Annotated in this window: 20 protein-coding genes; 12 read left to right on the plus strand and 8 right to left on the minus strand. The window is 60.3% G+C overall.

Annotated elements, in window-relative coordinates; genetic code table 11:
* Positions 1-40: 40 nt before the first annotated feature.
* Genes glgC through U1A24_RS19755 form a run of 3 tightly spaced genes read right to left on the minus strand, consistent with a single transcriptional unit; the run spans position 41 to position 5,959 of the window.
* On the minus strand, positions 41-1,312 hold the full coding sequence (glgC, locus tag U1A24_RS19745) for a glucose-1-phosphate adenylyltransferase (RefSeq protein ID WP_322323697.1): 1,272 nt from the start codon (positions 1,310-1,312) through the stop codon (positions 41-43).
* Between the two features lie 48 nt (positions 1,313-1,360).
* Entirely contained in the window at positions 1,361-3,541 is a 2,181-nt protein-coding gene (gene glgB, locus U1A24_RS19750; RefSeq protein ID WP_322323698.1) for a 1,4-alpha-glucan branching protein GlgB, read from the minus strand.
* Positions 3,542-3,556: 15 nt separating this feature from the next.
* Positions 3,557-5,959 (minus strand): glycogen/starch/alpha-glucan phosphorylase, encoded by a 2,403-nt coding sequence (locus tag U1A24_RS19755; RefSeq protein WP_322323699.1) that lies wholly within the window; start codon positions 5,957-5,959, stop codon positions 3,557-3,559.
* A gap of 336 nt (positions 5,960-6,295) precedes the next feature.
* Between U1A24_RS19755 and U1A24_RS19760 the strand changes: the two genes are divergently transcribed.
* Entirely contained in the window at positions 6,296-6,727 is a 432-nt protein-coding gene (locus U1A24_RS19760) for an Rrf2 family transcriptional regulator (RefSeq protein ID WP_322323700.1), read from the plus strand.
* Here the strand turns inward: U1A24_RS19760 and cueR are convergent.
* Positions 6,724-7,113: a Cu(I)-responsive transcriptional regulator gene (gene cueR, locus U1A24_RS19765; RefSeq protein ID WP_322323701.1), complete on the minus strand. Its 390-nt coding sequence runs from the start codon at positions 7,111-7,113 to the stop codon at positions 6,724-6,726. The two genes, U1A24_RS19760 and cueR, sit on opposite strands and share 4 nt — an antisense overlap.
* Positions 7,110-9,314 carry a heavy metal translocating P-type ATPase gene (locus U1A24_RS19770; protein WP_322323702.1) on the minus strand — a complete coding sequence of 735 codons (2,205 nt, stop codon included), beginning with the start codon at positions 9,312-9,314 and terminating at the stop codon, positions 7,110-7,112. The genes cueR and U1A24_RS19770 overlap by 4 nt, the downstream gene beginning before the upstream one ends.
* 131 nt (positions 9,315-9,445) lie before the next feature.
* Here U1A24_RS19770 and U1A24_RS19775 point away from each other — a divergent pair, with 131 nt between their 5' ends.
* The 3 genes from U1A24_RS19775 (at position 9,446) to U1A24_RS19785 (ending at position 10,336) form a co-directional block, all read left to right on the plus strand.
* Positions 9,446-9,652: a heavy-metal-associated domain-containing protein gene (locus U1A24_RS19775; RefSeq protein WP_322323703.1), complete on the plus strand. Its 207-nt coding sequence runs from the start codon at positions 9,446-9,448 to the stop codon at positions 9,650-9,652.
* Positions 9,653-9,808: 156 nt separating this feature from the next.
* A complete protein-coding gene (locus tag U1A24_RS19780; protein ID WP_322323704.1) occupies positions 9,809-9,934 on the plus strand; it encodes a hypothetical protein in 126 nt (41 codons plus the stop codon).
* Between the two features lie 63 nt (positions 9,935-9,997).
* Complete coding sequence (locus U1A24_RS19785; RefSeq protein ID WP_322323705.1) at positions 9,998-10,336, plus strand: TfoX/Sxy family protein; 339 nt, start codon at positions 9,998-10,000, stop codon at positions 10,334-10,336.
* A 17-nt stretch (positions 10,337-10,353) separates the two neighbouring features.
* Here the strand turns inward: U1A24_RS19785 and ndk are convergent, their stop codons facing one another.
* Positions 10,354-10,776 carry a nucleoside-diphosphate kinase gene (gene ndk / locus U1A24_RS19790; RefSeq protein ID WP_322323706.1) on the minus strand — a complete coding sequence of 141 codons (423 nt, stop codon included), beginning with the start codon at positions 10,774-10,776 and terminating at the stop codon, positions 10,354-10,356.
* A 168-nt stretch (positions 10,777-10,944) separates the two neighbouring features.
* Here ndk and U1A24_RS19795 point away from each other — a divergent pair, with 168 nt between their 5' ends.
* The 4 genes from U1A24_RS19795 (at position 10,945) to U1A24_RS19810 (ending at position 14,499) form a co-directional block, all read left to right on the plus strand.
* The gene (locus U1A24_RS19795; RefSeq protein WP_322323707.1) at positions 10,945-12,792 is read left to right on the plus strand and encodes an ABC-F family ATP-binding cassette domain-containing protein; all 1,848 of its coding nucleotides are present in this window, start codon (positions 10,945-10,947) and stop codon (positions 12,790-12,792) included.
* Between the two features lie 4 nt (positions 12,793-12,796).
* A complete protein-coding gene (locus tag U1A24_RS19800; protein WP_322323708.1) occupies positions 12,797-13,207 on the plus strand; it encodes a DUF2267 domain-containing protein in 411 nt (136 codons plus the stop codon).
* Between the two features lie 105 nt (positions 13,208-13,312).
* Positions 13,313-13,930: a MarC family protein gene (locus U1A24_RS19805; protein WP_322323709.1), complete on the plus strand. Its 618-nt coding sequence runs from the start codon at positions 13,313-13,315 to the stop codon at positions 13,928-13,930.
* Entirely contained in the window at positions 13,927-14,499 is a 573-nt protein-coding gene (locus U1A24_RS19810; RefSeq protein WP_322323710.1) for a retropepsin-like aspartic protease family protein, read from the plus strand. Before U1A24_RS19805 ends, U1A24_RS19810 begins: the two co-directional genes overlap by 4 nt.
* 107 nt (positions 14,500-14,606) lie before the next feature.
* On the opposite strand, the gene U1A24_RS19815 is transcribed toward U1A24_RS19810, so the two are convergent.
* The gene (locus U1A24_RS19815) at positions 14,607-15,071 is read right to left on the minus strand and encodes a DNA polymerase III subunit chi (RefSeq protein WP_322323711.1); all 465 of its coding nucleotides are present in this window, start codon (positions 15,069-15,071) and stop codon (positions 14,607-14,609) included.
* A 61-nt stretch (positions 15,072-15,132) separates the two neighbouring features.
* Entirely contained in the window at positions 15,133-16,605 is a 1,473-nt protein-coding gene (locus U1A24_RS19820; protein ID WP_322323712.1) for a leucyl aminopeptidase, read from the minus strand.
* 158 nt (positions 16,606-16,763) lie between these two features.
* On the opposite strand from U1A24_RS19820, the gene lptF reads away from it, so the two are divergent.
* From lptF to U1A24_RS19840, 4 genes are all read left to right on the plus strand, one after another.
* Positions 16,764-17,882: an LPS export ABC transporter permease LptF gene (lptF, locus tag U1A24_RS19825; protein ID WP_322323713.1), complete on the plus strand. Its 1,119-nt coding sequence runs from the start codon at positions 16,764-16,766 to the stop codon at positions 17,880-17,882.
* Entirely contained in the window at positions 17,879-18,964 is a 1,086-nt protein-coding gene (gene lptG, locus U1A24_RS19830) for an LPS export ABC transporter permease LptG (RefSeq protein WP_322323716.1), read from the plus strand. Before lptF ends, lptG begins: the two co-directional genes overlap by 4 nt.
* The gene (locus tag U1A24_RS19835) at positions 18,964-21,096 is read left to right on the plus strand and encodes an LPS-assembly protein LptD (RefSeq protein WP_322323714.1); all 2,133 of its coding nucleotides are present in this window, start codon (positions 18,964-18,966) and stop codon (positions 21,094-21,096) included. Before lptG ends, U1A24_RS19835 begins: the two co-directional genes overlap by 1 nt.
* A 52-nt stretch (positions 21,097-21,148) precedes the next feature.
* Positions 21,149-21,579 (plus strand): SurA N-terminal domain-containing protein (locus tag U1A24_RS19840; RefSeq protein ID WP_322323715.1); only part of this gene is annotated, 431 nt, incomplete at its 3' end.

Below are 21,579 nucleotides of genomic sequence, written 5' to 3' on the forward strand. Positions count from 1 at the left end.
CCGGGGGGCTAGCCCCGGGCCCGTCCGCATTGCTGCCCAGTCAGGACAGCGCCCGTGCCCTTGCGTCAAGCATATCCTGCGTAATCAGCACGATACCGCTGTCGGTGCGCCGGAACCATTTCGCATCCATCTCGGGATCTTGCCCGACAACCAGCCCATCCGGGATGATCACGCCCCGATCAATCACGCAGTTCTTCAACTCGGCATTGCGGTTCACTGTCACCTGCGGCAGGGCTACGACATAATCCAGAGTGCTGAACGAATGGGTGCGGCAGCCGGTGAACAGCAGCGAGTTGCGCACTTCCGAGCCCGAGACGATGCAATCGCCCGACACCAGTGATGATACCGCCATGCCACGCCGGGTTTCCTCGTCATGGATGAATTTTGCGGGCGGCAAAATCTCGGAATAGGTCCAGATCGGCCAGCTTTGATCGTAGATATCCAGCTTGGGGATGAAATCGGTCAGGTCGATATTGGCCTGCCAGAACGCATCAATCGTGCCAACATCGCGCCAATAGGGTTCGGTCTCCAACCCCGATTTCACACAGCTGTCGGCAAACTTATGCGCGATAGCCTTACCGTTTTTCACGATATCCGGGATCAGATCATTGCCGAAATCATGGCTGGAATTGTCATCCGCCATATCGCGGATCAACAAATCGCGCAGAAAAGCCCAGTCGAAGATGTAAATCCCCATCGAGGCCAAAGCATTGTCCGGGTCGCCCGGAATTGACGGCGGATCGGCGGGCTTTTCAAGGAAAGACGTGATCCGCATATCCGTGTCGACATGCATCACGCCAAAGGCCACAGCCTCCATCCGCGGCACGGTCAAACAGCCGATGGTGACATCGGCTTTGCTGTCAACATGCTGCTTCAGCATCACCTCGTAATCCATCTTGTAGATGTGATCACCCGCCAGCACGACAATGTATTTGACGCCATAAGAATCAACAATATCAATATTTTGCGCTACAGCGTCGGCGGTGCCTAGATACCATTTGTTCTCGGCCACACGCTGAGATGCAGGCAGAATATCCAAGTATTCATTGCGCTCTGCCCGGAAGAATCCCCAACCACGCTGCATGTGGCGGATCAGGCTGTGGGCCTTGTATTGCGTCGCAATCGCCATTTTGCGGATACCGGAGTTCAGCGCATTCGACAAAGCAAAGTCGATGATCCGGGTCTTGCCGCCAAAATACACCGCCGGTTTGGCGCGCCGATCAGTCAGCTCTTTCAGCCGACTGCCGCGCCCCCCGGCCAGAACAAAAGCCATAGCCTGCGACGACAGACGGGCGTTGGGTCTTGGTTGCATCGTAGTCCTCCCTTTACGCAGGCCTGCGCCCGCTTTTATCCTGTGTTGTCAGCCTTGCTTCAGCCAAACCGCCGATAACGGTGGCAGGTTGACCGAGGCCGAATGCAGGCGGCCATGATGCGGTATTGCCTCCGCCACAACGCCGCCCAGATTGCCGCGGTTACCTCCTCCGTAAACCGCAGCATCCGTGTTCAGTATTTCCGTCCATTGCCCGCCCGCAGGCAAACCAACCCGGTAGCTGCGATCCACCGGAGTCATATTGACCAGCGCCACCACCATCGGATCGCCGGGCTTGCCCTTGCGCAGCCATGCGTAAACCCCGGCCTCGGCATCGTTGCTTTCGATCCAGTCAAAGCCCTCGGGCCGCGTATCGTTGACATGCAGCGCAGGCACATCGCGGTAGACCCGGTTCAGATCGCGCACGAGGTTTTGCATGCCCTGATGCGCCGGGATCTCCAGCTGATGCCAATCCAAGCTTTGATTGTGGTTCCATTCCTTGCCTTGGGCAAACTCGCAGCCCATGAACAACAGCTTTTTGCCCGGATGCGCCCACATGAAGCCGTAATAGGCCCGCAGGTTTGCGAACTTCTGTTCACCATCGCCCGGCATTTTCTCCAACATACTGCCTTTGCCATGCACAACCTCGTCATGGCTGATCGGCAGGATATAGTTTTCCGACCAGGCATAATGCAGGCCGAAGGTCATCTGGTGGTGATGGAAGCGGCGATAGATCGGGTCTTTCTGCATGTAAGACAAGGTGTCATTCATCCAGCCCATGTTCCACTTGAAGCCAAAACCAAGGCCGCCGTGGTTCACCGGACGCGACACGCCCGCAAAAGCCGTGCTTTCCTCGGCCACCGTCATCACGCCCGCAACCTCACCATAGGCGGTGATGTTCATGCTTTGCAGCACGGCAATCGCTTCGTAATTCTCGCGCCCACCGTCTTTGTTCGGCACCCACTGCCCCGCCTCACGGCTGTAATCGCGGTAGAGCATTGAGGCCACAGCATCGACGCGCAGCCCATCCATATGGTATTCTTCCAACCAATACAGCGCATTAGAGACAAGGTAGTTGGAAACCTCCACCCGACCATAGTTATAGATCAGCGTATTCCAATCCTGATGGAAGCCTTCGCGCGGATCTTGGTGCTCATAAAGTGCAGTGCCGTCAAACCGCCCCAGCCCATGCGCGTCGGTCGGGAAATGCCCCGGCACCCAATCGAGCAACACGCCAATCCCGCGCTGGTGGGCGGCATCCATGAAAGCGCGGAACTCGTTCGGCGTGCCGTGCCGGATCGTCGGCGCGAACAAGCCCACCGGCTGATAGCCCCAAGAGCCATCAAACGGATATTCGGAAATCGGCATCAGTTCGATATGGGTGAAGCCCATGTCGGCAACATATGTGACCAATTGTTCGGCAAGCTCGGTATAAGACAGCATCCGGTCACCGGGAGCGCGTTTCCAAGACCCCAAATGCACCTCATAGACCGAGATCGGCGCATCAATCGTCTGCTTTGCACCCCGCGTCGCCATCCATTCGGCATCATCCCAGTGAGCATTCTCAATCTGTCGCACCACAGAGGCATTTTTCGGCGCATGTTCAGAGCCAAACCCCACCGGATCGGCCTTCAGCGGCAGCAAAACCCCGCCCGGTCCGCGAATTTCGTATTTGTAAGCCTCGCCCTCGGCAATTGCGGGCAGGAAAGTCTCCCAAACCCCGGTGCCGCCGCGCCTGCGCATCGGATGGCGGCGACCATCCCATTGATTGAAGTTGCCCACCACCGAAACCCGCTCGGCATTCGGGGCCCAGACCGCGAAATGCGTGCCCGAAACGCCCTCATGCGTGATCACATGCGCGCCCAGCACTTGCCACAACCGCTTGTGGCTGCCTTCACCCAGAAGATATTCGTCCAACTCACCCAGCACCGGGCCAAATGCGAATGGATCTTCACAATCCCATTCCGCCCCATGCCCCTGCCAACGCAAACGATAGTCAGATTTGCGCGCAAGCTCGGCTACAAACAGGCCAGCAGCACCCTTGACGGCAGTTGCAGCCACGGGCTTGCCGGATCTACCCGGCAATACGAACATGTGTTCGGCACCGGGATCAAACCCCAGCACCACCCATTTTCCACCGCGTTTATGCAGCCCCAAAACCGAGAAAGGGTCGCCATGACGCCCCTCGGCAATCGCTTGTGCAGCACCGGGGTCAATAAGCAGGTGAGTCATGACAACCTCTTGATACTAAAGGGCAGATGGGATCGTCCAGACGTCTTTCATATAGCTGCGAATGGTGCGGTCCGAGCTGAAGAACCCCGAGCGCGCCGTGTTCAATGCCGCCATTTTAATCCAAGCCTGACGATCCGCATAGGCCGCATCCACCAGATCCTGCGCCGCATCATACGAGTCGAAATCCGCCGCAACGAGGAAGTAATCGTGGTGCCAGACCCGGTGCACCAGACCATGATAGCGATCTTTCTGATCCGGGCTGAACTGGCCTTCGGCAATCGCCTGCAACACCATTTGCAGCGCCGGGCTGGCATCAATCGCCTTGCGCGACTGCTCCGGGTCTTCGCGGCGCTTCATCGCCTCATCGGTGGTCAGGCCAAACAGGAAGAAATTCTCGGCGCCAACCTCTTGCAAAATCTCAACATTCGCGCCGTCGAGAGTGCCAATCGTCGGTGCGCCGTTCATCATGAACTTCATGTTGCCGGTGCCAGACGCCTCTTTGCCCGCTGTCGAAATCTGCTCGGACAGGTCTGCCGCAGGCACCAGACGTTCCGCCATGCTGACGTTGTAATTGGCCGGATAGATCACCTTCAGCAGATCGCCAACTTCGCTATCCGCATTAATAACCTGCGCCACATCGTTGATAAGATGGATGATTTCCTTGGCCACAGCATAGCCCGGCGCCGATTTTCCGCCAAAGATTTTCACCCGAGGCACCCAAGCCGCCTTCGGATTTGCCTTGATGCGCTGATAATGCGCCACGGTTTGCAGGATGTTCAAAAGCTGCCGCTTATATTCGTGAATCCGCTTCACCTGCACATCAAACAGCGCATCAGGCGACACTTTCACCCCGCATTCCTGCGCGATCCACCCCTCCAGCGCCACCTTGTTGGCCCGTTTGGCGGCATCAAACTTGGCACGGAAGCCGCTGTCCTCGACCAAAGGCTCCAAGCCCTTCAACCGATCCAGATCATCCTCCCAACCTGCATCAATCGATGAGGTGATCAGCGTCGACAACGGACGATTCGACATTTTCAACCAACGGCGCGGCGTCACCCCATTGGTTTCATTGATAATCCGGCCCGGATGCAGCGCATTCAGTTCGGGGAACAGATTTTTCTTCACCAGATCCGAGTGCAGCGCTGACACACCATTGACCTTATGCGCCATCACGAACGCCAGTTCACCCATCCGCACTTCATGATGCTTCACCACGCCAATGTAATGCGGCGGATTGTAAGTGCGCCGGTGCCAGCTGTCGATGCGTTCAACAATCTGCATATGGCGCGGCAAAGTGGTGCCAAACGTGAAGGTTGCCCACCGCTCCAGCGCCTCGGGCAGCAGCGTGTGGTTTGTGTAGCCCAGACAATCGCGCGCGGTTTCCAGCGCCTCTTCGAACGCCATGCCGTTTTCGTCGACCAACAGTCGGATCAGTTCCGGCCCGGCAATCGCCGGATGGGTGTCGTTCATCTGGATCGCGACATGTTTCGGCAGGCTGCGCAGGTCAGAGTGGCTGGCCTTGAAGCGCCGCAGAATGTCTTGCAGCGCGGCAGAGGTCAGGAAAAACTCCTGCTTCAACCGCAGTTCCTTGCCCTGATAGGTGGTATCATCGGGGTAAAGCACCCGAGACAACGTGCGCGCCAAAGCCTCGGGTTCCGCTGCCGCCGCATAGTCGCCGCGGTTGAACCGCTCCAGATCGAACTGTTTGGTCGGTTTTGCTGACCACAGCCGCAGCGTGTTCGCCCATTTGCCCTGCCAGCCGATCACCGGCGTGTCATAGGCAGAGGCCAGAACCGTCTCACCCGGCACCCAGATATCCTTGCCGTCTTTCACTTCGACAGCGCCTTTGAACGGGATCACATAGGCGCTTTCTGGTCGTGCAAATTCCCAAGGGTTGGACTGTGACAGCCAGTCTTCGGGCATTTCAACCTGTTGACCACGCTCAAAACTTTGCCGGAACAGCCCGTGTTCATAGCGGATGCCATAGCCATAGGCTGGGCAGCCCACCGTCGCCATGCTTTCCATGAAACAGGCCGCCAACCGCCCCAAGCCGCCATTGCCCAAAGCGGCATCCGGTTCGCCCTCTACCAGCGCATGAAAGTCTTGCCCAAAGCCGCGCATCACCTCTTCCGAGATGTCACGCAGGCCAAGGTTCACGGTGGCATCTTCCAACAGCCGACCGATCAGAAACTCCATCGACAGATAGTACACCCGCTTGCGATCTTCCGCCCAAGTCCGGCGGGTCGAGGCAAACCACGGCTCCATGATCCGGTCGCGAATGGCGAAAGACAGCGCCATGCGCCAATCATAGCCGCTGGCATTGGCGGCATCCTTACCCAGCGTAAAGGTCAGGTGCCGCAGCACATCGGATTTCAGCAAAGCGGGCGAGAGTGTCGTATCCGTCAAAGTGCGTTCCACATCTTGTCATTACCATCGGTGCCAAGCCTATCTCTATCCCAAGTCGGGTCAAGCAAGCACCGATCCCCACCCGGCACACTCTGCATCACCGCAAACTCGGTTCAGGCACAAACCATTCAAACCGCTTTCTTGTTACCGCAAACAATTCAAGATTTCATCATATTTTTCTTTTCATATGCAGGGATTATTTGATCAAAGCGCTTTGATTGCAACCCGAAGGCGATGCCTGATCCTCTGCCGATGGCACAAGGCCAATAACCTGTATCTGATCTGAATCAAGGCAGCGCCTTAAAAACTGCGCAAAACTGCGTCACGTTTTACAAGATCGGAGAGTCTATGCGCCTGACTACACGCACCAATTTGGCAATGCGAACTTTGATGTTTTGCGCCGTGAATCACGGTCGGATCGTGCGAAAGCACGAGATTGCCGTCGCTTGTGGCGCATCCGAAAATCATCTCGCGCAAGTGATCCACCTGCTGGCACGGCAAGATCTGCTGAAAACCCGGCGCGGACGGGCGGGCGGCTTGATGCTGGGGTTTGACGCCGCTGATATCAAAGTCGGCACGGTATTTCGGATATTCGAGTCGGTTTTGCCCTTCACCGATTGCTCCGAGCAATCCAGCAGCTGCCCGCTGGTCAGCGCCTGTCGGTTGAAATGCGTGCTGACCGAGGCGCTTGAGGGTTTTTACAAGGCCCTTGATGCGGTCAGTCTGCAAGATCTGGTTGGCGGCAACACCAGTCTCGACCGCCTGCTGCGGATCGCTTAGTCCGGTTTGGCAAGCCCGCGTAGAATCGGACAATCCGGCCGATGATCGCCGCTGCAGGCCTGCACCAGATCGGCCAGCGTCGCCTCCATCGCGCGCAGCTCCACGATTTTGGCGCGGATTTGCGCCAGATGCGTCACCGCCAGCGCTTTGACATCACCACTCGCCCGCGCGCGATCTTCATACAGCGCCAGCAGCGCACGGCATTCGACAATCGAAAACCCCAAAGATCGCGCCCTCCCGACAAAAGCCAGCTTGTGCAGATCGCTGGTCGCAAAGGCGCGATAGCCATTCTCGCTGCGCTTGGGCTGGATCAGGCCAATCTCTTCATAATAGCGGATCGTCTTGGCAGGCAGTCCCGCTGCCTTGGCAACTTCGGCGATATTCATGCCCGTGCTCCCTTGAAGCGCCGCAACCGCAGCGCATTGAACAATACAAAGACCGAGGACAACGCCATCGCGCCTGCCGCCAGCATCGGCGACAGTTGCGGGCCGCCGAATGGCACCAGAACCCCGGCGGCCACCGGGACGAGGGCTGCGTTATAGCCAAAGGCCCAAAGCAGATTTTCCCTGATATTGCGCATGGTTGCGCGTGAAAGTTCGACTGCACGCGCCACGCCCAGGGGATCGCCCGTCATCAGCACCACATCGCCCGCCTCAATCGCCACATCGGTGCCGGTGCCCATCGCAAAGCCCACCTCTGCCGCAGCCAGCGCCGGAGCATCGTTGATGCCGTCCCCGACAAAGGCCACGTCTGCGCCAAGGCCTGCGATCACCGCAGCCTTGCCTTCAGGCAGCACGCCCGCATGGACTTCGGTGATGCCAAGCACCGCCGCCACCGCCCGCGCCGTGGCCTCGGCATCGCCGGTGATCATCGCCACCTGCACGCCCGCGGCCCGCAATGCTGCCACCGCCGCCGCCGATTGTGGCTTGATCGGATCGGCCACCGTGATCATCCCGATAGCCGTGCCGTCGCGCCCCACAAACAGCACGCCCTGTCCCTTGCTCTGCGCCTCAGACGCTTGCGCTGCCAGCCCCGCATCCAGATCCGGGAACATCCGCGCCGAGCCGACGCTGACCGCCACACCTTCCAGCACGGCCCGTGCACCCCGACCGGGCACGGCCTCAAAGCCCTGCACAACCGCCACATGCAGCCCCAGCCGCGCGGCCTCTGCCGCAACCGCCGCCGCCAGCGGATGTTCTGACGCCGCCTCAACCGCTGCCGCGATCTCCAGCACGTCCGCACCGCCGACCACCGATTGCACCACAGGCCGCCCCATCGTCAGCGTGCCGGTCTTGTCAAACGCCACACGCTGCACAGACTCAAGGCGTTGCAACGCCTCACCTTTGCGGAACAGAATCCCCAGCTCCGCCGCCCGCCCGGTGCCGACCAGAATAGACACCGGCACCGCCAGCCCCATCGCGCAGGGGCAAGCGATGATCAGCACCGACACGCCCGCCACCAGTGCCTCGGCCAGACCCGGCCCGAAGATCAGCCAAACCAGTACCGTCAGCGCCGCCACCGCCATCACGACGGGGACGAACCACAGCGTAATGCGGTCCACCAGCGCCTGCACCGGCAGCTTGCCACCCTGCGCTGCCTCGACCATCGCGATGATTCGCGCCAACACCGTTGCGGCACCGACTTCGGTGATCTGCATCACCAAAGCCCCGGTGCCGTTCACCGTGCCACCGGTCAGCCGCGCGCCAGCCAACTTTTCCTGCCCCAGGGGCTCGCCCGTTAACATCGACTCGTCCACGGTCGAATGCCCCGAGACCACCAGCCCATCCGCTGGAATCCGCTCTCCGGGTCGGATCTGCACCTGATCACCCGGCAGCAACGATGCCACCTCGACCTCCTGCACAGCACCATACACCATCTTACGAGCAGTTTTTGGTGCCAGCTTCACCAGACGCGCAATCGCGGCACCCGCTCGCCCCCGCGCCCGCGCCTCAAGGCTGCGCCCCAGCAAAATCAAGGTGACAATCACCGCCGCCGCCTCGAAATACACCGAGCGCGAGGCTTGCGGGATCAGCGCAGGCCAGAACGTCACCACGCTGGAGTAGACCCAAGCCGCCCCGCTGCCCACCGCGACAAGACTGTTCATATCAGGGCCACCACGCGTTAACGCAGGCAGGCCCTTGCTGAAAAACCGCCGCCCCGGTCCCAGCAGCACCAGCGTCACTAGCACGAATTCGGCCAGCCAAAGGCTTTGCGGCGCAATCAACCCGTGCAGCACCATATGAAATCCGGGGATGAAATGCCCGCCCATCTCTGCAACAAACACCGGCAAGGTCAGCGCCGCCGCAAGCGCCGTATCGCGCCAGAGCGCGCGCTGCTCGGCCACCGGATCATGCACCACCGCCTGCGCCAAGGGGGTCGCCGCATAGCCAGCCTTGCTGACAGCCGCCGCCAATACCGCCGGATCGACCGCCTGCGACACCGTCACTTCGGCCCGCCGTGTCGCAAGGTTCGCCACCGCATCCAGCACGCCTGACTGCGCCTTCAGCACCCGCTCCACCCGCCCGGTGCAGGCGGCACAGGTCATGCCCTCGACGCTGAGATCAATTTTCACCGCAAACTTGTCCATCGGAATTCTCCTTCGACACCCGATATGGGGGTTCCAGTGACGGGAAGGTCAAGCCCTACAAAAAATTAATCGCACCTCTTGACCTTCCCCCCACTGGAACCCCCATCTTCATCGCAGAAAAGGAGCTTCCCATGACCCTACTTTCCGTTCCCGACATGACATGCGGCCATTGCAAAGCCTCGGTGACTGAGGCGCTCACCGCCCTGCCCGGTACCCGCGCCATCACCGTCGATCTGATCACGCGCCAAGTTGAGGTCGCGGGCACGTCCAGTGCCGAATCTCTATTGGCCGCGCTGAATGAGATCGGCTTTCCGGCACACATAATCGCAACAAAGTGAAACCAAATGCCTGCTTCAGAAGGCAAATTCTATTGCGGGCGTCGCGGATGGAGTATAATTCGCCGCAATCCTTCCTTGATCCGGTCTCAACATGGCCGCAAGGGCGGAGCAGCTTAACAAAATGGCAGAACGCCAAACAACGACCGGAGCAGTCCAATGTCTACCTCCAAGCCCGCCCAGCAAGGCGGCGCGCAAACCCCGGCCCCGCAGCAGCAGGGCCAGCAGGGCGGATCCACCCAGCAACAAAGCGGCACCGTTTTCCGTGATTGGGCGTCGATCTGAAGAATTCGCTTTTACGACATTAAGGCCAGCCGCTAGGCTGGCCTTAATCATTTGCAGGTCGTCATGTCCAATCCGATTTCCTCCATCCCCAACCTTGGCCCCGCCTCGGAAGCTGCTTTCGCCAAAGCCGGGATTCATACCGCAGAAGAAGTTCGTGAACTCGGCGCGGATGAGGCTTACCGTCGCCTGCTCGATGCAGGCAGCCAGCCACATTTCATCGGCTATTATGTGCTGCACATGGGCTTGCAGGGCCGCCCGTGGAACGATTGTCAGGGCGACGAAAAGAAAGCCCTACGCGTCCGCTTCGATGCGATCAAGGCCGAACGGGTGGGCTCAAAAGCACAAGGCCGCTCCGAATTGGAAGCGGCCCTGCAATTCTTTGGGGTGATCGAGAAACGCTAAACGCCTCTCAAATACGCTCAGCCAACCAGTTCGAGGCCCGAGAAGAAGAACGAGATCTCGCGCGCGGCCGAAGCTTCCGAATCCGAACCATGCACCGAATTCTCGCCCATCGACAAAGCGAATTCCTTGCGGATGGTGCCAGCATCGGCGTTCGCCGGGTTGGTGGCGCCCATCACTTCACGGTTTTTTGCAATCGCGGATTCGCCTTCCAGCACCTGCACCACAACCGGCTCGGATGCCATGAACTCGCACAGCTCGCCGTAGAAACCGCGTGCTGCGTGTTCTGCGTAGAACGCACCAGCTTGGGCGGGCGACAGATGGATGCGCTTGGACGCGACAACGCGCAGGCCAGCATCTTCAAACTTGGCGACGATTTTGCCGGTCAGGTTGCGCTTGGTTGCATCGGGTTTGATGATCGACAGGGTGCGTTCGACGGCCATTTGGCTCTCCATAACAGGGGGCAAAATCGCCCCGAAATTCATAACGCGCCTGCTATCACGGGGATTGCTGCTTGAAAAGCCGTCAACAACGCCGCAAAGCGCGGCAAAAGCACGGCCTTTGCCCTTCCCCGGTTGACGCCGCCTGCCGCTTAAGGCAATCCCCGCCCCATGCTTAAAATCGAAGACATCACCTATTCCGTCGAAGGCCGCCCGTTGTTTGAGGGCGCTTCCGCTACCATTCCCACTGGGCACAAGGTTGGTCTGGTCGGGCGCAATGGCGCGGGCAAAACCACGCTGTTCCGGCTGATCAAAAAGGAACTGGCGCTGGAAAGCGGCGACATTTCCATGCCGTCGCGCGCTCGCATCGGTGGCGTGGCGCAAGAGGTGCCGTCATCGTCGACCAGCCTGATCGATACGGTTCTGGCCGCCGATACCGAACGCGCAGCCCTGCTGATCGAGGCCGAAACCGCCACCGACCCGCACCGCATCGCAGATATTCAGCACCGCTTGAATGACATCGACGCTTGGTCCGCCGAGGGGCGCGCCTCCAACATTCTCAAAGGCTTGGGCTTTGATACCGAGGCGCAACAGCGCCCCTGCTCAGACTTCTCCGGCGGTTGGCGGATGCGTGTGGCGCTTGCGGGCGTTCTGTTCGCACAGCCTGATTATCTTCTGCTCGACGAGCCGACCAACTACCTCGATCTTGAAGGCGCTTTGTGGCTGGAAAGCTACTTGCAGAAATACCCGCATACCGTGCTGATCATCAGCCACGACCGCGGACTTTTGAACCGCGCCGTCACTGGCATCCTGCATCTGGACAACAAAAAGCTGACCTATTGGTCTGGCCCCTACGACCAGTTCGCGCGGCAAGTCGCCGAGCGTCGCGCGGTCTTGCAGGCCGAAGCCCGCAAGCAAGCCGACAAGCGCGCACATCTGCAAGCTTTTGTGGATCGCTTCAAGGCTAAGGCGTCGAAAGCCGCACAAGCACAGTCCCGCGTGAAAATGCTGGAAAAGATGGAGACGATCACCGCACCTGAGGATGCGAAAAAGGTCGTGTTCACCTTCCCCGCACCGGAAGAACTCTCGCCCCCCATCATCAATTTGGAGGGCGTTGCCGTTGGCTATGGTGGCCCGCCGATCCTGAAAAAGCTGTCCCTGCGCATCGACCAGGACGACCGCATTGCACTTTTGGGCCGCAACGGCGAAGGAAAGTCTACGCTTTCCAAGCTGTTAGCCGGTAAGCTGATCGCCTGCGAAGGCAAAATGGTACAATCGTCCAAGCTGCGCATTGGCTATTTCGCGCAGCATCAGGTCGATGAGTTGCACATCGACGAGACGCCGCTGCAACACGTCATGCGCCTGCGCCCCGCTGAAGGCCAACCCCGCCTGCGCGCCCGTCTGGCAGGCTTCGGTCTGATGGCCGACCAAGCTGAAACCGCCGTCGGGCGGCTGTCTGGCGGCCAAAAAGCCCGGCTGTCCTTGCTGCTGGCCACCATCGACGCCCCGCACCTGCTGATCCTTGATGAGCCGACCAACCACCTCGACATGGAAAGCCGCGAGGCTTTGGTCGAAGCCCTCACCGAATACTCCGGTGCCGTGATTCTGGTCAGCCACGACATGCACCTGTTGGGTCTGGTGGCGGACAGGTTGTGGCTGGTGAAGGGTGGTGCGGTAACGCCCTATACTGAGGATTTGGAAGCGTATCGCCGTCAGCTTCTGGCAGGCGATGAAGAAGCCAAGCCCGTCAAAGCGGTCGAAAAACCGAAGAAGGTCAGCCAGGACGAAGTGAAAGCCCTGCGCTCGGAAGTCAAGAAATCCGAAGAACGCCTCGACAAGCTGAACGAGATGCGCGACCGTTTGGCCAAGAAACTCGCCGATCCCGCGCTTTACGATACCGCGCGCGCGGGCGAGTTGGACACCTGGAACAAGAAATACGCCGAAGTGATGGACGCGCTTGATCGTGCCGAAGCGATGTGGGTTTCTGCGCAGGAAAAGCTTGAGGCTGCAAAGGCTTAACCCCATGCCGATGCCTTGGACCTACCGTCAGGCGACCCGCGAATGGCAGGCGTTTCTGGTGGATGCACAAGAGGCCATCGGCACCCCAACCGATCACAGCACCTTTACGGCGGTGGAGGGCGTTTTGCGCGCCTTCCGCAATCGTCTTACGCCACAGCAAGCGATTGATTTCGCACAGGTTCTACCTGCTGTTCTGCGTGCGTTGTTTGTCTCTGACTGGCGGCTGGATGCCGCGTCGCTCCCTGCAGGCACCCGTGCCGACTGGACAGCCGAGGCACAGGGCCTGCGGCGTCAGCACAACCTTGCCCCTGACGGCTGCGTAGCAGGCACGGCGCTGGCTTTACGAAAGTCGGTGCAACAGGCTGATCTTGAACGTATTCTCGCCACCCTTCCCGCTTTCGCCACCGAGTTCTAGAGCGTTCCGGGCATCGACAGCACCACGCTCGGCCCACGGATTGTTTAGGGCTGCGGTCTTGCGAAATGGCTTGCCCTCCTCCCGCGCCTGCCCCTAACCTGCGGCATGGATAGCGCTTTTCTGATCACCGCCTTCGCCACCTTGTTCGTGGTGATCGACCCGCCGGGTTTGGTGCCGTTGTTCATCGCCCTGACCCAAGGCATGGATGCCGAACATCGCCGCCGCATGGCGCGGCGGGCCTGCATCATCGCCGCTATCTTGCTGACATTGTTCGGATTGATGGGTGAGGCCTTGTTGGGCTTTATCGGGATCTCGATGCCAGCCTTCCGCATCGCGGGCGGGATCCTGCTGTTCCTGACTGCGCTTGACATGCTGTTTGAACGTCGCACCCAACGGCGCGAGGGGCAGCAGGCGGACCCTGATCATGATCCTTCGGTGTTTCCGTTGGCGACCCCATTGATTGCCGGACCCGGAGCTATTGCGACGATGATCCTGCTTGTGGGGCAATCCGGGCCGGGATGGGGCGGCACGCTGGCGGTGCTGGGTCTGCTAATGGCGATGATGGTCGCGACTTATCTGTTCCTGCTGGCCTCGCCGCCGCTAGAGCGGCTGTTGGGGCGGACCGGGACGATTGTGATCACCCGGCTGCTGGGGATGCTGCTGGCAGCGTTGTCGGTGCAGTTTGTGATTGATGGTGTGAAGGGCACCGGGTTGATCGGATGAATGGCGACGATTTTGGACGGCTGGCCTATCTGGCGCTGCTGTTGGCGGCGGTGGGCGGCTGGGTGATGGTTGAGTATCGGCAGCGGCTTGGGCAGGCGTTGCGGGTGGCGCTGGCTTGGGGGTTGATCTTTGTCGGGCTGATGGCGGGGTATGGGCTGTGGAATGACCTGCAACGGGATATCCGGTCGGCACAGGTGGTTCAGGGCGGGCGGGTGGAGATTCCGCGCGCTCCTGACGGGCACTATTATCTGCGCTTGGCGGTGGATGGGCATGAGATGGAATTCATGGTCGACACCGGGGCGACGGGGATCGTGTTGTCGCCTGACGATGCCACGGCGGTGGGAATTGAGCTAAGCAGCCTTGATTATCTGGGTCAGGCTGTGACGGCGAATGGGGTGGTTCGGACGGCACGGGTTTCTTTGGACAGCGTGGTTTTGGGGCCGTTTGAGGATGAAGGCGTCACGGCTTTTGTGAATGAGGCGGCGATGCAGGGGTCGCTTTTGGGGATGGATTATCTGGGGCGGTTTTCGATCCAGATTTCCGGGGATCGGATGATCTTGACGCGGTAGAATTGGCTGTCCACGTGTGGACAGAGGGCCGATTTATAATAAATCAAGGGGTTATGATGTCGAGGTAGGGTTTCGTTAACCATACAACGGTGCGTGAATCACGCACCCTACCGCGCGGCTTTCTCGGTTTTCTTTTCCCAGCGACCACTTTCCTCGGACCAGTATTGCGCCGCCAAGCCTGCGGTGGTGAGGGTTGTCCAGAGCCTGCGGGCACCGCTGAGTGCTGCTTCATCCGCACCATCAAACAGCACCCAAACGCGTTGCAGATCTGCGGCCTCAGAGGGCGTGGTTTCGGCGCCGTCGATCAGCATCAAGCCTTGGGCTGCGTTGGCAATCGCGCCCTGCCCGAGCAGGATCGGTTGGTCGGCATCATGGGGGCCGCCTGCGAGGCCATGCGGCAGGAAGCTGTCATCGGGGTGGAACCACAGCGCGGTGTCGAGGGCTTGCAGGGCGGCGTCATCGGTGCCGCGCAGCATGACTTTCCAGCCTGCGGACAAGGCGCGCGGCAGGATTGTCGCCATGGTTTCTTGCGGGGTGGAGCGGGTCAGATGATAGAACATTGCAAGGCTCATGGCTGGATGAGCCTTGCAAAGAAAGCTGAGTATTTAGCAAAGAGCAACGCGGGGCGCGGGATCATTTTTCCTCGTATTTGTCGCGGATCAGGCGGTTCAGCGCCATCACGCCCCAGCCCGTCGCCCCTTTAGGCGCAAGCGTGCTGTCAGTTTTCAGCAGCGCTGTGCCTGCGATATCAAGGTGACACCACGGCGTTTCATCCTTGACGAAACGGCGCAGGAACTGGGCTGCGGTGATAGCACCACCATCGCGGCCGCAAGAGTTGACGATATCAGCCACGCGGGATTTCAACTTGTCATCATAGGCTTGGCCCATTGGCATCCGCCATGCGCCTTCGCCTTCCGCGCCTGCCGCTTTCAGGAAGGCGTTGCACAATGCGTCGTCGTTAGAGAACACGCCAGTATTCTCATGGCCCAAAGCGACGATGATCGCCCCTGTCAAGGTGGCGAGGTTGATCATGCCCGACGGCTTGAAGCGGTCCTGCGCATACCAAAGCACGTCGGCCAGCACGAGGCGGCCTTCGGCGTCGGTGTTGATCACCTCAATGGTGACGCCCTTCATGGATTTCACCACATCGCCCGGACGCTGGGCGCGGCCATCGGGCATGTTTTCGACAAGGCCGACAAGGCCGACGACATTGGCCTTCGCGCCCCGGAGCGCCAGCGTGCGCATCACGCCTGCAACCGTGCCTGCACCGCCCATATCCATCGTCATATCCTCCATCCCGCCCGCAGGCTTGATCGAGATACCGCCAGTGTCAAACACCACGCCCTTGCCGACAAGCGCGAAGGGTGGCTGGTCTTTCGGGCCGCCCTTCCATTGCATGACGACGACTTTCGACGGGCTTTCCGAGCCTTGGCCGACGCCCAGCAAAGCATTCATGCCGAGTTTGGCGAGCTGGTCTTCTTCAAGGATTTCAACTTCAAGACCCAGTTCCTGCATCGCGGCAAGGCGGGCGGCGAAATCATCGGTGGTCAGGATATTGGCAGGCTCATTGACCAGATCGCGGGTGAAGAACACGCCTTCGGCAACCGCCGCCATCGGGGCGGCTTTGGCGGCAACCGCCTCTGGTTCCGTCACGGCGATCACCACCGGGCCGGGGCTTGGCGGCTGGGTGGATTTATGCGGGCTGAAATCATAGCCACGCAGGGCGAGACCGAACGAGAGTTCAGCCGCTTGCGGATGCGCTTCGGCAATCAGCAACGCGCCGGACGGGGTCAGGCTGCGGGCCACGGCGGCGCCGGCCTTGCGGGCCTCGGTGACATTGGCGCGGCGCGGCAGGCGGATCAGTTGCAGCGCATCGGCGGCAAGGCCAGTGGGGAAAGCCATGTCGAGACTTTCACCGGGCTTGAGTTTGGTTGCAGCCTCGGACGCCATCGCGCGGGCCAAAGCGCCCTTGGTCAAGGCATTCAGCCTGCGTGCCGCCGGGCTGGTCGGGCGATCTGCATCAAACAGCAGGGCGATGCGGCCGGTTTGTTTTTGCAGGCTTTCAAGGCCGAGGGCCTGGAACTGGATGGCGATGGGATGAGACAAGGGGCTTCTCCGGGGCAATGTCGGGGGCTTTGTTGGCGGCATTTGGCGCGATTGAGCGCAAGCTAGCGAAGCAGCCCTCGGAAGGCCAGATACCAGTTTTCCCCGCCGGGGTTTTCCGCTAGCGTCACCGCGAATGGTTTCTTGGGTTTGGGGCTTTTGTGGCGAGATTCGACCGCTATCTGCTATCGCAACTGCTAGCGCTGTTCGGGTTTTTCTCGCTAGTGCTGGTGGCGGTATATTGGGTGAACCGCGCGGTGGGGCTGTTTGATCAGTTGATTGGCGATGGCCAATCGGCAGTGGTTTTCTTGCAGTTCTCCTTGCTGACGCTGCCGAATGTGATCCGGCTGGTGCTGCCGATTTCGGCGTTCATTGGCGCGGTTTATGTCGCCAACCGGCTGATGTCGGAATCAGAGCTGGTGGTGATGCAGGCGACGGGCTTTTCAGCATTTCGGCTGGCGCGCCCGGTGTGGTATTTCGGGCTGATCGTCACCGGGATGATGCTGGTGCTGATGCATGTGCTGGTGCCCGCAAGCCGCAGCGCGTTGGCAGAGCGCACAGAGGCGATTTCGCAAAACGTCTCGGCGCGGTTTCTGAAAGACGGCCAATTCATTCATCCAAGCGACGGCATCACGCTGTATATCCGCGAGATTGCGCCGACGGGGGAATTGCTGGATCTGTTTCTGGCGGATGACCGTGTGGGGGATCAGCGCGCACTTTACACCGCGAAGAAGGCGTTTTTCGCGCGGACAGAGAGCGGGCCGAAGCTGTTGATGGTCGATGGCATGGTGCAGCTGCTGGGGCCAGCGGGGCAGTTGTCGGTGACGCGGTTTGCCGATTTCACCTATGATATGGCGGGGTTGATGGCGGCTCCGGGGCTGCGGACGCGCAATGTGGCCGAACTGTCGACTGCCGAGTTGTTGGCCCCGACCGCGGCTGTGATGGCAGAGGTGGGGCAAACGGACGCGAGTATGCGGTTTGAAGGGCATGACCGGATTGCGCAGCCGTTTATGGCGCTGGCGGCTGGGCTGATCGGGTTTTCCTCGTTGCTGCTGGGGGCGTTCAGCCGGTTCGGACTGTGGCGGCAGGTTGGCGTGGCGGTGGCGTTGTTGCTGGTGGTGCAGACGATTTCGACGGTGTCCACCAGTGTGGGCGAAGAGGTGCAGGGCGGATGGATGCTGGCCTATGCCGCGCCTTTGGTGGGGATCGCGATCGGGGTGTTTGAGTTGTGGTTGACGCAGCGGCCGCGCCGAGTGCCGAAGCTGGCGGTGGCGACATGACGCTGACCCTGTATATCGCGCGGCGGTTCCTGAAGATGTTCGGGCTGGTGTTTAGCGTGTTTGCGGCGATTTTGCTGATGATCGACGTGATTGATCAGCTGCGCAGAGCGGGGGTTACACTGGGCGGCGCGTTCTATCTGTCGCTGCTGAACGTGCCGGAAAGCCTGTATCAGATCCTGCCGCTGATCATGATCCTGACGGCGATTGCGCTGTTTCTCGGGTTGGCGCGGTCATCCGAGCTGGTGGTGGTGCGGGCGGCGGGGCGGTCGGGGCTGCATTTTCTGCTGGCTCCGGTGGTGATGGCCCTGCTGATCGGGGCGGTGGCGGTGGCGGTGTTCAATCCGTTGGTGGCGGCGACCTCGAAGGCCTATGAGCGGTTGTCGGCGCAGCGGGGGCAGGCAGGTTCGGTGCTGTCGCTGTCCGAAGATGGCTTGTGGATGCGGCAGGGCAACGAGACCGGGCAATCGGTGATCAAGGCGGAACGCAGCGACCCCAGCGGCACGACGTTGCAGGTGGTGACGGTGATCAGCTTTGGCCCGGATGGCACGCCGACCGGGCGGATCGAAGCGATGTCGGCAGAGCTGTTGCCGGGGGAATGGTTGCTGCATGGTGCCAAACGCTGGTCTTTGGGCGATCAGAACCCCGAGTTGACGGCAGAGGCGATGAGTGAGGATATCCGGTTGCCGACCGACCTGACGCTGGACCGCCTACGCGACGGATTTGGCGCGCCTTCGGCAGTGGCGTTCTGGGCGCTGCCCTCGTATATCAAGGCCTTGGAGCGGGCCGGGTTCTCGGCGCGCAATTATCAGGTGTGGATGCAGATGGAGCTGGCCTTGCCGGTCTTGCTTGCGGCGATGGTGCTGATTGCGGCAGGTTTCACCATGCGGCATGCGCGGTTTGGCAAAACCGGGCAGATGGTGCTGCTGGCGCTGCTGGGCGGCTTTCTGATCTTCTTTCTGCGCAACTTTGCACAGGTTCTGGGGCAGAACGGCCAGATTCCGGTGATCTTGGCCGCTTGGAGCCCGCCGATTGCCGCAGCGTTTCTGGCGCTTGGTTTGCTTTTGCATCTGGAGGATGGCTGATGCTTCGCCTCCTGAGCCTTATCATGACGCTGCTGTTCGCCCTGCCCGCTTTGGCGCAGGACAAGGCCACCTTGGTTGCCGATGCGTTGCAGATCAAAGACAACTCGACCCTGATCGCGCGCGGCAATGTCGAGATTTTCTATCAGGGCCAGAAGCTGACCGCCCAAAGCGTCACCTATGATCAGACGGCCGATCGGCTGCTGATCGAAGGTCCGATTGTGCTGAGCGATGGCAAGGGCGCGGTGATTTTGGCCAGTCAGGCCGAAATGAGCGCCGATTTCACCCAAGGGGTTTTGACCTCGGCGCGGCTGGTGTTGCAGCAACAGTTGCAACTGGCGGCGGCGGAAATTCAGCGGGTAGACGGACGCTATACCGCGATGCAGCGGGTGGTGGCCTCAAGCTGCAAAGTCTGTGCCGGCGATCCGACGCCATTGTGGGAAATCCGCGCGCGGCGCGTCGTGCATGATCAGGCCGCACAACAGCTTTACTTTGATCACGCGCAGTTCCGTTTGGGCGGCGTGCCGGTGATGTATATTCCCCGTCTGCGCATACCTGACCCGACCTTGAAGCGCGCCTCGGGATTCCTGTTGCCTTCGCTGAAAAACAATTCCAACTTTGGCACCGGACTGATGCTGCCCTATTTCATCAAGATGGGTGACAGCCGCGACCTGACCGTGACGCCATTCTTCACCACTGGCGGCAGCCGCACGATCAATCTGCGCTATCGGCAGGCTTTCGCGACAGGCGGCATCGAGATTTCCGGCGGTGTATCGCGCGATGATCTGCTGCCGGGGGAGACGCGTGGCTATGTGCTGGGCACCGGCGCGTTTGCCCTGCCGCGCGGCTTCAAACTGGATCTGCGCGTCGAGGCGGTCAGCGATCCTGCCTATATTCTGGATTATGACTACCCGACTGTCGACCGCCTGGAAAGCCGCGCCGAAGTCAGCCGCACACGGCGCAATGAATACATCTCGGGGCGCTTGATTGCGTTTCATTCGATCCGCGATGGCGAAGACAATGCCACCCTGCCCTCACGCATGGCCGATCTGACCTATCACCGCCGCTTTACTTTGGGCCGCTGGGGCGGCGAAGGTGGCTTCGAGTTGCAGGCGCATGGCCATGAGCGCACCTCGAACGACGCATTGAATGACAACAACGACGATGACATTCGCGACGGCCGCGACATGCAGCGGGTGTCGCTGCGGGCCGATTGGCGCAAAAACTTCCATCTGCAAAACGGCATGGAAGCCGCGGTACTGGGCGAGGCTGCGGCCGATTTCTACCTGATCGGTCAGGATTCAATCTATGAGGGCAGCAAGACCCGGTTGCATGGCGCGGTGGGCGCCGAGTTGCGCTGGCCTTGGGTGAAATCGCAGGCCAACGGCGTGTCACAGGTGATCGAGCCGGTGATACAGCTGGTGATGGCGTCGCGCTCGGGCACCTCGATTCCGAACGAGGATTCGGCGCTGGTCGAATTTGACGAGGCCAACCTGTTCGACCTCAGCCGGTTTCCGGGATCAGATGCGGTTGAGAACGGCACGCGCGCCAATCTGGGCATCAGCTATCTGCGGCTGGATCCGAATGGCTGGACGCTGGGCGTCACCGTGGGTCGGGTGCTGCGGACGGATGATCAGGAGCAGTTCAGCATAGGCTCTGGCCTGAGTGGCGTCAGTTCGGATTGGATGGCATCCTGGCAGTTGGAGATGGCCGGGTTCAATTTGGCCAATCGGCTGCTGTTTGACGATCAGTTCAACATGACCAAGGCCGAGTTGCAGGCAGCCTATACCGGCGCGCGCTTTGCTGTGGCGACAGGATATGTGCATACCGTGGCTGATGAGGCGGAAAACCGGCTGACGCCAATTTCCGAGCTGACGCTGGCCACCAGCTATCAGTTTACCGATCACTGGACCGGGCGCGTCGCCAGCCGCTATGATTTTGAGGCCGAACGCGCGGCAAAGGCCGGGTTGGGGCTGACCTTCCGCAACGAATGTCTGCTGTTCGATCTTTCTCTCTCGCGTCGGTTCACGTCCTCGACTAGTGTGAAGCCGACCACGGATTTCGGCCTATCGGTGGAACTTTTGGGCTTCGGCGGCAGCTCTGCGCCGGGGCCTGCGCGTCAGTGTCGGCGCTAGGATAAGAAACGGACGACGGCAGGTGATCATGGTGCGACCCGCAAGCATAACGATGGTTCGGTCTTTAGGGACAGTTTTGGCGCTGATGGCGTTGGTTGGCTTTGGCGCACCTGTTGCCGCCGGGCCGTTCTCGCCACTCAAGATCGTCAATGATCAGGTGATCACGCAGTTCGAGTTCGAGCAGCGCCTGCTGTTCATGCAGCTGTTGCGTCAGCCCGGCGATCTGGAAAAAGCCGCGATGGATACGCTGGTCGATGACCGTCTACGGATGTCAGCGGCGAAGCAGTTTGGCGTCAAGATGACCCCGGATCAGTTGAAAGCCGGGATGGAAGAATTTGCAGCACGCGCGAACCTGACCGCCGACAAATTCGTTGAGATCATCGGGCAAGCCGGAGTGCAGCCCGAGACCTTCCGCGATTTTGTCGAATCCGGGCTGGTCTGGCGGGAAATCATTCGCGGCAAGTTTGCACCAACCGTGTCGAT

Source organism: Cypionkella sp., assembly GCF_034376685.1.
Classification (GTDB): Bacteria; Pseudomonadota; Alphaproteobacteria; order Rhodobacterales; family Rhodobacteraceae; genus Cypionkella.